Here is a 13,721-nt window from a genome sequence, read left to right on the forward strand (position 1 = left end):
TGGGAGGGGGACAATCGTGTTCGCGGGAATCGACGAGGTCGAGTGGGCCTCTCTGGAGCATGCCTACGGCCCGGCCGACGATGTGCCGGAGCTGTTGCGGAAACTCGCGTCCGCGGATCCCTTCGAGCGTGAGAGCGCACTCGACGGGATGTACGGCTCCGTGCACCACCAGGGAGACGTCTACGACTCGACGCTGGCCTGCATACCGTTCCTGATGGAACTGGTGGCCGATCCCTCGGTGCAGGACCGTGGCGGCATCATCGAGCTGCTGACCAGCATCGGTGGCATCGACCTGGACGGCGACGACGAACTGGACCCGGAGGACGAGGAGTTCGAGGACGCCGCGAACTACGCGATGGCCGCGTCAGCGGTCACCGCGGGGGCGGACGTGTTCCTCGCACTGGTCGGCGACCCGGACCGCGGCGTACGGCTCGCGGCCCCGCTCGCGCTGGCCACCCTGCACACCGACCCGGTGCGGGTGCTGCGGCTGCTGCGGGCCCAGTTGGACTCCGAGCAGGACCCGGAGGTGCGGCTGACGTGCGTGGAGGCGACCGGCCGGATAGCGCTGCGGCACCAGGGGCTGCTGCCGGAGGTGGTGGAGTGGCTCACCGGCCTGTCGGGCATGGCGTACGGCGCGGGGCTGCGGCTCGCCGCCCTGGCGCAGCTGGCCCGCTGTGCGCCGGGGGCGCTGCCCTCCGACGTGGTGCCCGGGGTGACCGGGCTGCTGCGCGAGCTGCGGACCGAACCGGTGGCCTCGCACCCGGCCCCGGAGCGCCTCCCGCCGGCGACGCCGCTCGGGCAGCTGCGCCAGGTGCGGGCGGCGGACTCGGCGGGACACAGCGCGCCGTGGACGGCGGACCTGCTGCGCACGCTCCACTCGGGTCTCGGTGACCGCGTCGACGACCGGACAGCGCTGCTGGCCGACCAGTTGTGCAGTCCCGACCGGGCACAGCGGATCGACGCCGTACGGATGAGCAGCACGCTGATGCGGACATGGCGGGGAGCGTACGGGGAGCTGGCCGGTCTGATCGGCGAGCAGCTCGCGGATCCCGAGCCGCGCCTCGCCATGGGGGCGGCGTACGCACTGAAGGAACTGTTCGGCCTCGCGGCCCCCGCGGCCGACGCACTGGCGCAGCGGGTGGCCGCCGAGCCGTCCACCTGGGTGCGCAGGTGGGAGAACGGCCCGCCGACGCTCTGCCCCGCGGTCATGGCGCTGGCGAGGGCGGGCGACGCCCGCGTGGTCCCCGTACTGGCGGAGATCCTGGAGCGGGCGGAGGCACCCGGTGACCTGGGGCACTCGTTGGACGAGCTGGGCAGGACCGCCGAGCCGCTGGCCCCGGCGCTGCGCGAGCGGCTGATGGCGCTCGCGCTGGACGACCGGCTGGCGGACAGCGCGGGACCGCTGCTGCACGGGCTGTCCGTGCTGGGCCGGGGCGCCGCGGCGGCGGCGTCCGTACCGGCGGTGCTGCGGGTTCTGCTGGGCGCGACGGGCGAGCGGCGCGAGGACGTCGTCCGCTCCGCCGTGCGGACCCTCACGGCGTTCGGGCCGGCGGCTCGCGAGGCCGTGCCGTATCTGTGGGCGCTGCTGGACGAGGCGGGCTACGGGCAGGGCCCCGGCTCCGCCGGACGTGTCTCCCCCGCCGGGGCCGCCTTACCGCCGGCGCTCGCCGCGCGGGCCGCGGGGGCCCTGTGGGCGATCGAGGGCGACCGGGACCCGGTGGTACGGGTGCTGAGCACCGTCCTGGACGCGCCGGAGCACGCGGCCCGCCGGTCGGCGGCCTCCGTGCTCGGCTCCATGGGGACGGCCGGCGCGCCGGCCGCGCCGCGGCTCGCCCGGCTGCTGCGGACGACGGAACCGTGGACGAGGGTGCGGGCGGCGGTCGCGCTGTGGCGGGTGACCGAGGACCCCGAACAGGCGTGGCCGGTGCTGCACGGGGCCTGGGAGACCATGCCGCGCAGCCGGACCGCGGTCGCCGAGTGCCTGGCGGATCTGACGACGGCGGGCGCCGAGGGGGCGCAGCGGCTGCTCGACCGGGAGCTGCTCTCCGCAAGACGTCACAACGGGAACGACCACGGGGCGGACAGTCATGACATCGTGGACGACGAGAGACTGCTGGCGCTGTGCCGGCGGGCGGTTCACCGTCGGCCGTGAGCACCTCGCGGCCATCGGACACATCATCGACGGGGAGGACCCGAGAGCATGATCATCTTCGGCACCAAGGGCTACATCCACCAGCTGGCGATACTCACGCTGGTGTGCGGCCACTGCGGCAATCCGTCGGCGCACACGCTCAGGAAGCGGGTCACCAAGTTCACGCTGTTCTTCGTGCCGCTGTTCCCGTTCTCGACGAAGTACGCCACGCAGTGCACCTTCTGCGGTGCGGAGCAGCAGATCACCACGGAGCAGGCGGAGCAGCTCCAGCTCCAGTCCGCCGGTGGCGGCCAGGGCGCTCAGGGCGGGCAGGCCTACGGGCAGGCGCAGCAGCAGCCCGGGCAGCACCCCTACCAGCGCTGAGGCCGGAGCCGGCAGCCGGAGCCGGGATGCCGGGGACGAGGGCGCAGGGGACGGGGCGCCGGAGCCGGTAACGACCGCCGGGACGGACTCCACGCAATCTGACAGCCCGTCTGTTCGACGTCGGCGCACTATGACATAAAGGGACAAACAAACGCACGGCTTGCTACGTTGCGTGGCATGACCGCAACGACGGCGGGCTTCCCGCCGCCCGAGCCGCGCCCCGAGCCGCGCCCCGGGCCGCGCCCCGGGCCGCCGCCCAAGCGGCGGGGCGTCGAGCTGTCGCTCCTCGTCTGCGCCGTCCTCATCTGCGTCTACGGCTACGTCGCCGTCGGTCTCGCGACGAGCGGCGTCGTACCGCCGGACGCGGCCGGCTACGGGGCGGGCCTCGGCGTCCTCGCACTCCTCGCGCATCTGGCCGTGCGGCTGCGCGCGCCCTACGCCGACCCGCTGCTGCTGCCCATCGCGGTCCTGCTCAACGGCCTCGGCCTGGTGCTGATCTACCGCCTCGACCTGGAGACACCGGCGGACCGGGCGGCGCCCGCCCAGCTGGTCTGGTCCACCCTCGGCGTCGCCCTGTTCATCGCGGCCGTCGCCGCCCTGCGCGACCACCGGATCCTCCAGCGGTATGCCTACGTCAGCGTCACGGCCGCGCTCGCCCTGCTCAGCGCCCCGATCTTCTTCCCCGCCGTGAACGGCGCCAGGATCTGGATCCGTGTCGGGCAGCTGTCCTTCCAGCCCGGCGAGTTCGCGAAGATCCTGCTCGCCGTGTTCTTCGCCGCGTACCTCGCCGTGAACCGGGGTGCCCTCACCCACGCGAGCCGCCTCTTCCGCCGGCTCCAGCTGCCCACCGGCCGGGTGCTCGGTCCGGTCGTGGCGGTCTGGCTGGTCAGCGTCGGGGTGCTGGTGCTGGAGCGGGACCTCGGCACGTCGCTGCTCTTCTTCGGACTCTTCGTCGTCATGCTGTACGTGGCGACGGGCCGGATCGGCTGGATCGCCGTCGGGCTGGTGCTGGCGGCGGCCGGCGCGTACGCCGTCGGCTCGCTGGAGCCGCACGTCCACAGCCGGGTCGAGGACTGGCAGAACCCGTACGCGAGCATCGAGGCGGGACAGGGGCCCGGCCAGCTGGCGCAGTCGCTGTTCGCCTTCGCCGCCGGCGGGATGCTCGGCACCGGCCTGGGGCTCGGCCACTCCGTCCTGATCGGCTTCGCCACCAAGTCCGACTTCATCCTCGCCACCGCCGGCGAGGAACTCGGGCTCGTCGGCCTGAGCGCGGTCATCCTGCTGTACGGGCTGCTGGTCGCACGGGGGCTGAGCGCCGGACTCGGGCTGCGCGACGCGTTCGGGCGGCTCCTCGCGGTCGGCCTCTCCTCCATCGTCGCCCTGCAGGTGTTCGTCATCGCCGGCGGTGTGACGGGCCTGATCCCGCTCACCGGCATGGCGATGCCGTTCCTCGCACAGGGCGGCTCCTCCGTCGTCACCAACTGGATCATCGTGGCGCTGCTGATCCGGCTCAGCCACTCCGCCCGCGCACCGCTGCCCGCACCGGTGGAGACGGGCGTTCTCGCCCCGGCGCAGGCGGTGCGGCGGTGACCCGCTGCATCAGGCAGGCCGCCGCGTTCTGCCTGCTGCTCCTGCTCGCGCTGCTGGTCAACGCGGCCCGCGTACAGATCCACGAGGCGTCCGCGCTGGACGCCAATCCGGCCAACCGCCGTGGGCCCATCGCCCGTTACGCCGAGCCGCGCGGCGACATCCTCGTCGACGGCCTGCCGGTCACCGGTTCCAAGGACACGGGGGAACAACTGCGCCACGAGCGCACCTACCGCCACGGTCCCCTCTACGCACCGGTGACCGGCTACGCGTCGCAGACGTACGGCACGTCGTTCGTCGAGCACGCAGAGGACCCGGTACTGAGCGGCACCGATCCGCTGCTCACGACACTGCCGTTCCTCGGCGGACTCAGCCGCGGCCGCCCGCCCGGCGGACACGTCGCCACCACTGTCAGGGCCGCCGTGCAGGAGGCCGCGTACGAGGGTCTGCGCGGGCGGCGGGGCGCGGTCGCGGCCGTCGAACCGGCGTCGGGCCGGATCCTCGCACTGGTCAGCAGCCCTTCCTACGATCCCGGTCTGCTGTCCGGGACGGGGCCGAAGGTCACTCGGGCATGGGCGGAGCTGAACGGAGCGAAGACGCAGCCGATGCTGAACCGGGCGATCCGCCAGACCTATCCGCCCGGCTCCGCGTTCAAGATCGTGACGGCCGCGGCGGCGCTGGAGACGGGGGTCGTGGACGACGTGCACGCTCCCACGCGCACGCCCGAGCCGTTCCTGCTGCCCGGCACCCGCACGCCGCTGCCCAACGCGACGAAGGGTTGCGAGAACGCCTCGCTCGCCTACGCCGTCCAGTGGTCCTGCAACACCGTGATGGCCGGCCTGGGAGCGCGCGTCGGTCTCAAGGACATGGTCGCCACGGCACGCGGGTTCGGCTTCAACGATCCGGCACTGCGGATCCCCTCGGGCGTGACGGCCTCCAACTTCGACACCGACATGTCCCCCGACCAGCTGGCGCTGTCCTCCATCGGCCAGTTCAACACGACGGCCACGCCACTGCAGATGGCGATGGTCGCGGCGGCCGTCGCGAACGGGGGCGACATCCGCCACCCCTACCTGGTGGAACGGGTGACCAGGGGAAACGGTGACCTGGCGGCGCAGAACGGTCCGCGCGCCTACCGGGAGGCGATGACACCGCTGACCGCGCAGCGCGTCCGTGAACTGATGGTGCTGGCGGTGGAGAAGGGCACGGGCCGCAACGCGGCGATCGACGGAGCCACGGTCGGCGGCAAGACGGGCACCGCACAGCACGGTGTCGACAACTCCGGCCTGCCGTACGCCTGGTTCATCGGCTGGGCACAGGCCCATGACGCACCGCGGCCCGCCGTCGCCGTGGCCGTGGTCGTGGAGGACGCGGCCGCCCTGCGGGAGGACATCAGCGGTGGCGGCAGTGCGGCGCCGATCGCGCGGGCGGTGATGGAGAGGGCACTGTGGGACTCATGAGCATCGCCGCGACACTGGACGCCATCGGGCGCCTCGACCCCGCGCTGAGCGCCTTCACCGAGGTGTGGGGCGACCAGGCTCTCCGTCATGAGAGCCGCACCGATCCCCGGCTCCCGCTCGCCGGACTGCCGTTCGCGGTGAAGGGACCGTCCGGCAGCCGTTCGTACGCGGCCCGTCGGCTGGCCGCGGCCGGCGCGGTCCCGGTCGGCTCGACCGCGGTGCCGGGGCCCGGCACGTACTGGCAGACCTGGGGCCTCGGCGCACACGGGCCGACGCGCAACCCTTGGCGGGCGGACCGCACTCCGGGCGGATCGTCGGCGGGTTCGGCGGCGGCGGTCGCGGCCGGGATGGTGGGCCTGGCCACCGGCAGCGACGGGGCGGGGTCGGTACGGATTCCGGCGGCGTGGTGCGGGGTGTTCGGGCTCAAGACGACGAACGGGCGGCTGCCGTCCCCCGACCGCACGGGCCTGGCGTCGGCCGGGGTGCTGACGCCGACGGCGGCCGGCGCGAGGACGTTTCTGCGCTGCGTCCTTGACACCTACGAGCCGGTGGCGCCCACCCTGCCGCTGCGCGCGGTGTGGTCGGCCGACCTGGGGTTCGCCGAAACGGAACCCGAGGTGGCGGCGGTCGCGCTTGCGGCGGTGGAACGGCTGGAGTCCGCGGGCGTCGTACGGCCCGCGGACTCCAGCCCGGTGCTGCTGGACCCGTGCGACGCCTGGTCGGCGGTACGGGGCGGCCGGCCCGCGCTGGGGGCGGCAGTGCGCACGGAGAACGACCGGCGTCTCGACGCGCTGTTCGCCGGCGCGGACGTACTGCTCACCCCGGCCACGCCGAACCGCCCGCACGGGCACGACGGCCCCGGCCGTGACATCTACTCGACCGCGCTGACCTGGGCGTTCAACCTGAGCGGCCACCCGGCGGCCAGCGTCCCGGCCGGTTTCACGAGCGACGGCTGCCCGGTCGGGCTCCAACTGGTGGCGCCACGGGGGGCGGACGTCTCACTGCTCGAAATGGCGGTGGCCGTGGAGGAGGGCCTGATTACTGTGCGGCCATGACCTTCCACGAGCTTGCCCAGGTGAACACAGGCCGCCTCAAGCACCCTCTGGACTCAACGCAGTTGAAGGATTTCACGGACAATCTGGAGCCGGTCAACGCGGTGGCGGACGCGGCCGACGGTTTCGTCTGGCGCCTGCAGACCGAGGCCGGCGACGCGACCGACCTGCGGATCTTCGGCGACGAATGGATGCTGGTCAACATGTCGGTGTGGCGGGACACGAACGCGCTGACGGCCTTCATGTACCAGGGCACGCACCGGGAACTGCTGCCCCGGCGCTACGAGTTCTTCGAGCGGCTGCACGAGGTCATGACGACGATGTGGTGGGTCCCGGCGGGCCACCGGCCCACGGTGGCCGAGGCGGAGGAGCGCCTGCTGCACGTACGCGAACACGGCCCGACACAGCACGCGTTCACCCTGCGGAAGCCGTTCCCGGCGCCGGGCGTGGTGTGATCAGCGGCGACGATTGACCGCGGTGAGATCGATGTCGATGGGGAAGGGGAGGTCGAGCTTGAGGCGATTGCGATGGATGCCGCTGAGGGAGTAGACATGAGTCGCGGGGTCGATCTCGTAGACGTAGACGACCGGCAGGCCGTCGCTCTCCTCGACACGCCAGAAGTGGGGCACGCCCGCGCGCGCGTACTTGTGGGGTTTGACCTCGCGGTCGTGCTCGACGGAGTCGACGGAGACCACCTCGACAGCCAGAAGAACATCCTCGGGACGGAACCAGGTCCCGCGCGGTCCGGCGTCCGCGTCCACAGGGACTACGAGCACATCGGGCTCCGGACGGTTCTTCTGGTCCAGCCTCATGGTCATTTCACCGATGGCTTCCAGGTGGTCCGGGGCTTGGTCCGTCAGCGCGTGCACCAGAAAGTGAATGGTGCGCGAATGAAACCGGGTCTGCGGACTCGTCAAGACAAGAGTCCCGTCGAGCAGCTCCGTGTGCGGAGGAAGATTCGGAAGCTCGTCGAGGTCGTCCGCCGTCCACCCGTCGGCCGGCGGTCGAGGCCACTCGTAGTCCTCATTCAGCCTGTACTCGCGTGCGGCGGTCATGATCGCTCCCGTGCGGCGGAGTCTGCCTGACCAGTTCAGCGTACCCAGCCGCTACGCCCGATCGACCCATCGAAAGAGTGATCGACACCCTGACGGTTGACCGTGTCGATCAGGGGGTGTCGCCCGGTCACGGCCCCTCCGTGCCCTGAGCGATCGCGTCCGCCACCTCCGCCGCCCGCTCCTGCTCCTCGGCCGCGAACCGCTCGCGGTCGAGCGCTTCCGCGATCTCCTCGTCCTGCGACATCAGCAGGTCGAGGCTGGCGTCGCCCATCTCGAAGACGCCCATGTCGAGGTAGGCCTTCTGCAGCCGCTCGCCCCACAGGCCGATGTCCTTGACGCAGGGCACGATCCGGCTGAAGAGCAGCTTGCGGAAGAGATGGAGGAACTCGGACTGCTCGCTGTACTCCTCCGCCTCCTTCTTCGAGACGCCGAAGTTCTCCAGCACCTCCACACCGCGCAGCCGGTCGCGCATCAGGTAGCAGCCCTCGATCACGAACTCCTCGCGCTCGCGCAGTTCCGCGTCGGTCAGCTGCTTGTAGTAGTCGCGAAGTGCCATCCGGCCGAAGGCCACATGGCGCGCCTCGTCCTGCATGACGTAGGCGAGGATCTGCTTGGGGAGCGGCTTGGTCGTGGTGTCGCGGATCATGCCGAAGGCGGCGAGCGCCAGTCCCTCGATGAGCACCTGCATGCCGAGGTAGGGCATGTCCCAGCGGGAGTCGCGCAGGGTGTCCCCGAGGAGGGACTGCAGGTTGTCGTTGACCGGGTAGAGCATCCCCAGCTTCTCGTGCAGGAAGCGGCCGTAGATCTCGGCGTGCCGGGCCTCGTCCATGGTCTGGGTCGCCGAGTAGAACTTGGCGTCGAGGTCGGGGACGGACTCGACGATGCGCGCCGCGCAGACCATGGCGCCCTGCTCGCCGTGGAGGAACTGGCTGAACTGCCAGGACGTGTAGTGCTTGCGCAGTTCACCCTTGTCGCGTTCGGTCATCTTCGCCCAGTGGCGGGTGCCGTACAGGGTGAGTGCCTCGTCCGGTGTGCCCAGCGGGTCGCAGGGGTCGACCTCCAGGCTCCAGTCGATGCGCTTGGCGCCGTCCCACTGCTTGTCCTTGCCCTTCTGGTAGAGGGCGAGGAGGCGTTCGCGGCCGACCCCGTCCTTCTGGCCCGGAAAGACGGCCTCCCAGCTGAAGCGAGCGGAGCCGGTGGCAGGGACCTCCCAGATCGGCTCCGAGGGGGCTGTCGTGTAGCGGTCGTGGGTCGACACCGGCGGCTCCTTCGCCTCGTATCCCTAGGTACGCCAGGGCAGTTGGCAGGCTCACACGTTGGTAGACGCGGAGTCAACAAGTCGTGCACAGGGGATTGACGAGGTTACTGACAAGGAGTCTCATAACACCGGAAGCCGGTGAACCCCACTCGCGAGGTGCCCTCAGCCATGACGACAGTGACCGACCGGGACGTGCGACTGCTCCGCGACGCCCTCGGCCCGCTCCGGGACCGCGAGCAGGTCGCCGCCCGCCTGCTCGAGTCCTCCGCCAAGCACTCCTTCGACCCGGACAGGGAACTCGACTGGGAGGCACCGATCGAGGAGGGCAAGTGGTTCTGGCCCCCCGAGCTGGTCTCCCTCTACGACACCCCGCTGTGGCGGAAAATGTCGCAGGAACAGCGGATGGACCTCGCCCGGCACGAGGCCGCGTCACTCGCCTCGCTCGGGATCTGGTTCGAGATCATCCTGATGCAGCTGCTGGTACGCCACATCTACGACAAGTCGGTGACCAGCAACCACGTCCGCTACGCCCTCACCGAGATCGCGGACGAGTGCCGGCACTCGATGATGTTCGCCAGGATGATCCAGAAGGGCGAGGCCCCGGCGTACCCCGTGCCGCGGGTCTACCACAACCTGGCCCGTGTCCTGAAGACCGTCTCCACCACCCCCGGCTCGTTCGCCGCGACACTCCTCGGCGAGGAGATCCTCGACTGGATGCAGCGCCTCACCTTCCCCGACGAGCGGGTGCAGACGCTGGTTCGCGGCGTCACCCGCATCCATGTGGTCGAGGAGGCCCGGCATGTGCGCTACGCCCGCGAGGAGCTGCGCCGCCAGATGGTGACCGCGCCGCGCTGGGAGCAGGAATTGACCCGGATCAGCTGCGGCGAGGCGGCCCGCGTCTTCAGCGTCTGCTTCATCAACCCGCGGGTGTACGACAACGTCGGCCTCGACCGCCGCCAGGCCGTCGCCCAGGTGAAGGCGAGCGGCCACCGGCGCGAGGTCATGCAGAGCGGCGCCCGCCGGCTGACCGACTTCCTGGACGACATCGGCGTGCTGCGCGGGCCCGGCCGCAGGCTGTGGAAGAGTTCAGGCCTTGTCGCATGATCGTATGAGGAGGTCATGGACGCTGCGGTTACGCTGCGGAGCATGACCAGTCCCGCTCCCGCGACCCGCGCGTACCGACGGCTCAGCGTCGAGGAGCGCCGCGAGCAGCTCCTCGCCGCGGCGCTCACCCTCTTCGCGCACCGGCCGCCGGAGGAGATCTCGCTCGACGACGTGGCGGAGGCGGCCGGGGTGTCGAGGCCGCTCGTCTACCGGTACTTCCCCGGCGGCAAGCAGCAGCTGTACGAGGCGGCCCTGCGCTCGGCCGCGGACCGGCTCGAGCAGTGCTTCGCCGAGCCGCAGGCCGGCCCGCCGACCGAGCGCCTGACCCGGGTACTGGACCGCTACCTCGTCTTCGTCGACGAGCACGACGCCGGCTTCAGCGCGCTGCTGCGCGGCGGGAGCGTCGCGGAGACCTCCCGTACGACCGCGATCGTCGACGAGGTCCGGCGGGCGGCCGCCGAACAGATCCTGGTCCATCTCGGCGTGGCCCGGCCCGGCCCGCGCCTGGGGATGATGGTCCGCACCTGGATCGCGGCCGTCGAGGCCGCCTCACTGATCTGGCTGGACGAGGACAAGAGCCCGCCGGCACACGAGCTGCGCGAGTGGCTCGTCGACCATCTGGTCGCGCTGCTGGCGGCGACGGCGGCGACGGACGCCGAGACGGCGGCCGTGGTCGCGGACCTGCTCGCCCAGGAGACACCGGACGGCCCCGTCGGCACGCTGGTGGGCAGGCTCGGGCCCGTCGTCGCCGGCGGCGCGCACCTGCTGTGAGACTGGTGCGGTGAGAAGCGAGAACACCCCCTTCGAGGGCGGCCCCCTGGACGGGCGGGTGCTGCCCGTGCTCGTCGGCCCCACCGGCCACCCGCCCAAGTGGTACAAGGTCCCCGTACCGAACGACGACGGCTCCCCGCCCACGGTGCACGCGTACCGCCGGGTGCCGTCCGGCCACACCAGGCGGCTCGGGCTGCAGCGCGGCTGGAAGTACGAGTACGCGCCGGGCGGTGTGGAACGGCCGGAGGTGCGGTGGCCGTGGTCGAAGCCGGGCGGCGCGACCTGACGGGTGCCCGGTTCCCGGGCCCTGCCGGGGTGTGAACACACTCCTGGGGGACCGACGGGCGCCGTGAACCCGACCGGGCCGGTCGGCGAGGCGGCACGGTACGGGCCGGCAGACCCGCCGACCGCTCCCCCGGGCCCCGCTGCCGAAGGCCCCTCGGCCGAAGCGCCCGGACGCGTCGGGGAGGACACCGAGGGGAGCAGGGGAGCATGTCCACGACGCGGGCCGGGCGGGCGGGCGGAATCGGTCGTGGCACGTTCCGCGTCGCGGGGACCGGCCCCGCGGTGGCGGGGACCGGCCCCGCGATGCCGGGACCGTACGGCAAGCCGACGCGCCGCAGGGTCGCACATCGTCCCTGCGAGAGTGATCGCGTTGCGCCGCGACGCGCACCCCGGTCGCCGGCCGGCCGTGCGCGGCGCAGCCTCCGGTAGGGCGGAGAAGCCGCCCGTACGACCGGAGGTGATGAGGTGTCAGGAAGGTACTCGTTGCGCGCCGTCGTCGTGGGTGCGCTCGTCGTCGCCGCGACGGCCACGACGCTGCCCGCGGCGGCGGACGGCCCGGAGCCCCGCAAGGGGGCCGTGGACAAGGTCCTCGGCGAACTCGGTGACGCCGTCATGGAGCAGTTCGACGCCGGGGGAACCGCTGCCGGCCCGCCGCTCCCGCTCCTCGGAGAACCGGCCGGCGCGCCCGACATGACCGGTGTGCTGACGCGTCTGCGGGAGCTGTACCGGCAGGCCGAGGAAGCCGGTGCCGCGTACCGGAGCATCGAGGCCGCGCTGCGGGCGCAGCGCTCGGAGACGGCACGGTTGAACAGGGCGGCCGACAGGGCCCGGGGCGCGCTCGCGCTGAGCCGCGCGGAGGCGGGGCGGATCGCCCGCGAGCAGTACCAGGGAACGTCCGAGCTCTCCGCGTACCTGGAACTGCTGCTCGCCCGCGAGCCGCAGCGGGCACTGGACCAGCGTCATCTGATCGAACGGGCGGCGGCCGGCCGGATCGCCACCATCGCCCGGCTCGAGGCGGGCGAGAAACGTTCCGGGGAGCTGGCCGCCGCCTCGCGCAGGGCACTCGAGCGTGAACTGGTGCTCGCGGCCCGGCAGCAGCAGGCGCGTGACCGGGCCACGGCCCGGCTGCGGTCCGCGGAGGGGCTGCTCGCCTCACTGTCCGCCGGGGAGCTCACGGCCCTGGCCGCCGAGCACGGTACGTCGTCGTACGCCCCGCCCGAACTGCCGCCCGGCGTGACGGGCGGCGGCTCGGGGGCAGGGACCGGCGGCTCGGGGACGGAAGCCGGCGGCTCGGGGACGGAAGCCGGCGGCTCGAAGGCGGGGACCGGCGGCGGTCAGGCGCTGGTGACGGAGGACAGGTAGGCCTCAGTCTTCGCCGGGTCGTAGAAGAAGTTCTCGAAGTCCGACGGATCGTTGAAGGCGTTGGCGAAGCGGTCCGCGACCGGCTGGAGCCCGTTGCCGGCGCCGATGAGCTCCAGGACGTGCTGCGGCGGCACACCGAGCATCGCGTTCGTCCACTTGGTGACGTGCTGCGCCGTCTCCCAGTACCGGTCGAACGTGGCCTGCATCCACTGCTCGTCGAACGGCTTGTCACCGTGCTCGATGATCGAGCCGAGGTAGGCGGCCGCGCACTTCGAGGCGGAGTTGGAACCCTGGCCGGTGATCGGGTCGTTGGCGACGACGACGTCCGCGACGCCGAGGACGAGTCCGCCGCCGGGCAGTCGGCCGATCGGGTTGCGCACGGTCGGCGCGTACCGGCCGGCGAGCGTGCCGCCCGCGTCGGTCAGTTCGACCTTGGTGGCCCGCGCGTACTCCCAGGGAAGGAACCGCTCCATCAGCTCCAGCGTCAGGGCGAGGTGTTCCGCGGGCTCCTTCACGCCCTGAAAGACGTCGAGCGGACCGCCCGGGAGTCCCTCCCAGAAGAGGATGTCGGCCCGGCCCGAGAGCGTCAGCGTCGGCATGACGAACATCTCGCCGACGCCCGGCACCAGGTTGCAGCGCACCGCGTCGTAGTCGGGGTGCTCGGGGCGCGGGCCCATACCGTGCACATACGCGACGGCGAGCGCGCGCTGCGGCTGCGTGAACGGGGAGCGAGAGGCGTCCCGGCCGAACATCGAGACCAGTTCGCCCTTGCCTGCCGACACCAGCACCAGGTCGTAGGCGCGGGAGAAGTAGTCGAGGTCGGAGACCGCCGCGCCGTGGATGACGAGCTGGCCACCTCGCTGGACGAAGGTCTCCATCCAGCCGGCCATCTTCACGCGCTGGTCGACGGACTGCGCGTATCCGTCGAGCTTGCCGACCCAGTCGACGGCACGGCTCGAGTCGGGGGCGGCGACGGAGACGCCGAGGCCCTCGATCCGCGGGGCCTGCGACTCCCAGAAGTTGATGCCGAGGTCACGCTCGTGCTGGAGGGCGGTGTGGAACATGCACTGGGTGGACATGACCCGGCCGGACCGGATCTCGTCCGCCGTGCGGTTGGACATCAGGGTGACCTCGTAGTCCTGCGACTGGAGGCCGAGGGCGAGCTGGAGCCCGGACTGACCGGCTCCGACTATGAGTATCTTCCGCATGGCGGGGGTTCTCCGTGGTTCTGCGTCGCGGCTCGGGGCGCGCTTACGGGGCGGGGTTCGGGGG

13 protein-coding genes are annotated in these 13,721 nt (G+C 72.0%); 10 read left to right on the plus strand and 3 right to left on the minus strand.

Going from position 1 to position 13,721, the window contains the following annotated elements:
• Positions 1 to 16: 16 nt before the first annotated feature.
• The 6 genes from ACFYV1_RS26650 to ACFYV1_RS26675 all read left to right on the plus strand — a co-directional run bounded on the left by ACFYV1_RS26650 (position 17) and on the right by ACFYV1_RS26675 (position 7,069).
• Entirely contained in the window at positions 17 to 2,152 is a 2,136-nt protein-coding gene (locus tag ACFYV1_RS26650; protein WP_389398119.1) for a PBS lyase, read from the plus strand.
• 48 nt (positions 2,153 to 2,200) lie between these two features.
• Positions 2,201 to 2,515, plus strand: a complete 315-nt coding sequence (locus tag ACFYV1_RS26655; RefSeq protein ID WP_389398120.1) for a zinc-ribbon domain-containing protein — start codon at positions 2,201 to 2,203, stop codon at positions 2,513 to 2,515.
• A gap of 177 nt (positions 2,516 to 2,692) precedes the next feature.
• Entirely contained in the window at positions 2,693 to 4,105 is a 1,413-nt protein-coding gene (locus ACFYV1_RS26660; RefSeq protein ID WP_389398121.1) for an FtsW/RodA/SpoVE family cell cycle protein, read from the plus strand.
• Complete coding sequence (locus tag ACFYV1_RS26665) at positions 4,102 to 5,562, plus strand: penicillin-binding transpeptidase domain-containing protein (RefSeq protein ID WP_389398122.1); 1,461 nt, start codon at positions 4,102 to 4,104, stop codon at positions 5,560 to 5,562. Before ACFYV1_RS26660 ends, ACFYV1_RS26665 begins: the two co-directional genes overlap by 4 nt.
• Entirely contained in the window at positions 5,559 to 6,617 is a 1,059-nt protein-coding gene (locus ACFYV1_RS26670) for an amidase family protein (RefSeq protein WP_389398123.1), read from the plus strand. The genes ACFYV1_RS26665 and ACFYV1_RS26670 overlap by 4 nt, the downstream gene beginning before the upstream one ends.
• Entirely contained in the window at positions 6,614 to 7,069 is a 456-nt protein-coding gene (locus ACFYV1_RS26675; RefSeq protein WP_389398124.1) for a DUF3291 domain-containing protein, read from the plus strand. The genes ACFYV1_RS26670 and ACFYV1_RS26675 overlap by 4 nt, the downstream gene beginning before the upstream one ends.
• Here the strand turns inward: ACFYV1_RS26675 and ACFYV1_RS26680 are convergent, their stop codons facing one another.
• Together ACFYV1_RS26680 and ACFYV1_RS26685 are read right to left on the minus strand one after the other, a co-directional pair.
• Complete coding sequence (locus ACFYV1_RS26680; RefSeq protein ID WP_389398125.1) at positions 7,070 to 7,669, minus strand: Uma2 family endonuclease; 600 nt, start codon at positions 7,667 to 7,669, stop codon at positions 7,070 to 7,072.
• Between the two features lie 127 nt (positions 7,670 to 7,796).
• Complete coding sequence (locus ACFYV1_RS26685) at positions 7,797 to 8,927, minus strand: ferritin-like domain-containing protein (protein ID WP_389398126.1); 1,131 nt, start codon at positions 8,925 to 8,927, stop codon at positions 7,797 to 7,799.
• A gap of 168 nt (positions 8,928 to 9,095) precedes the next feature.
• Here ACFYV1_RS26685 and ACFYV1_RS26690 point away from each other — a divergent pair, with 168 nt between their 5' ends.
• From ACFYV1_RS26690 to ACFYV1_RS26705, 4 genes are all read left to right on the plus strand, one after another.
• Positions 9,096 to 10,031, plus strand: coding sequence for a diiron oxygenase (locus ACFYV1_RS26690; protein ID WP_389398127.1), 936 nt, complete (start codon positions 9,096 to 9,098; stop codon positions 10,029 to 10,031).
• Positions 10,032 to 10,073: 42 nt separating this feature from the next.
• The gene (locus ACFYV1_RS26695) at positions 10,074 to 10,802 is read left to right on the plus strand and encodes a TetR/AcrR family transcriptional regulator (protein WP_389398128.1); all 729 of its coding nucleotides are present in this window, start codon (positions 10,074 to 10,076) and stop codon (positions 10,800 to 10,802) included.
• Between the two features lie 10 nt (positions 10,803 to 10,812).
• On the plus strand, positions 10,813 to 11,088 hold the full coding sequence (locus tag ACFYV1_RS26700; protein ID WP_389398129.1) for a hypothetical protein: 276 nt from the start codon (positions 10,813 to 10,815) through the stop codon (positions 11,086 to 11,088).
• Positions 11,089 to 11,552: 464 nt separating this feature from the next.
• A complete protein-coding gene (locus ACFYV1_RS26705) occupies positions 11,553 to 12,449 on the plus strand; it encodes a hypothetical protein (RefSeq protein WP_389398130.1) in 897 nt (298 codons plus the stop codon).
• Here ACFYV1_RS26705 and ACFYV1_RS26710 read toward each other — a convergent pair.
• A complete protein-coding gene (locus tag ACFYV1_RS26710) occupies positions 12,422 to 13,657 on the minus strand; it encodes a styrene monooxygenase/indole monooxygenase family protein (RefSeq protein ID WP_389398131.1) in 1,236 nt (411 codons plus the stop codon). The genes ACFYV1_RS26705 and ACFYV1_RS26710 overlap by 28 nt on opposite strands.
• Positions 13,658 to 13,721 lie beyond the last annotated feature (64 nt).

This window comes from Streptomyces sp. NPDC003023, assembly GCF_042888225.1.
GTDB lineage: Bacteria > Actinomycetota > Actinomycetes > Streptomycetales > Streptomycetaceae > Streptomyces.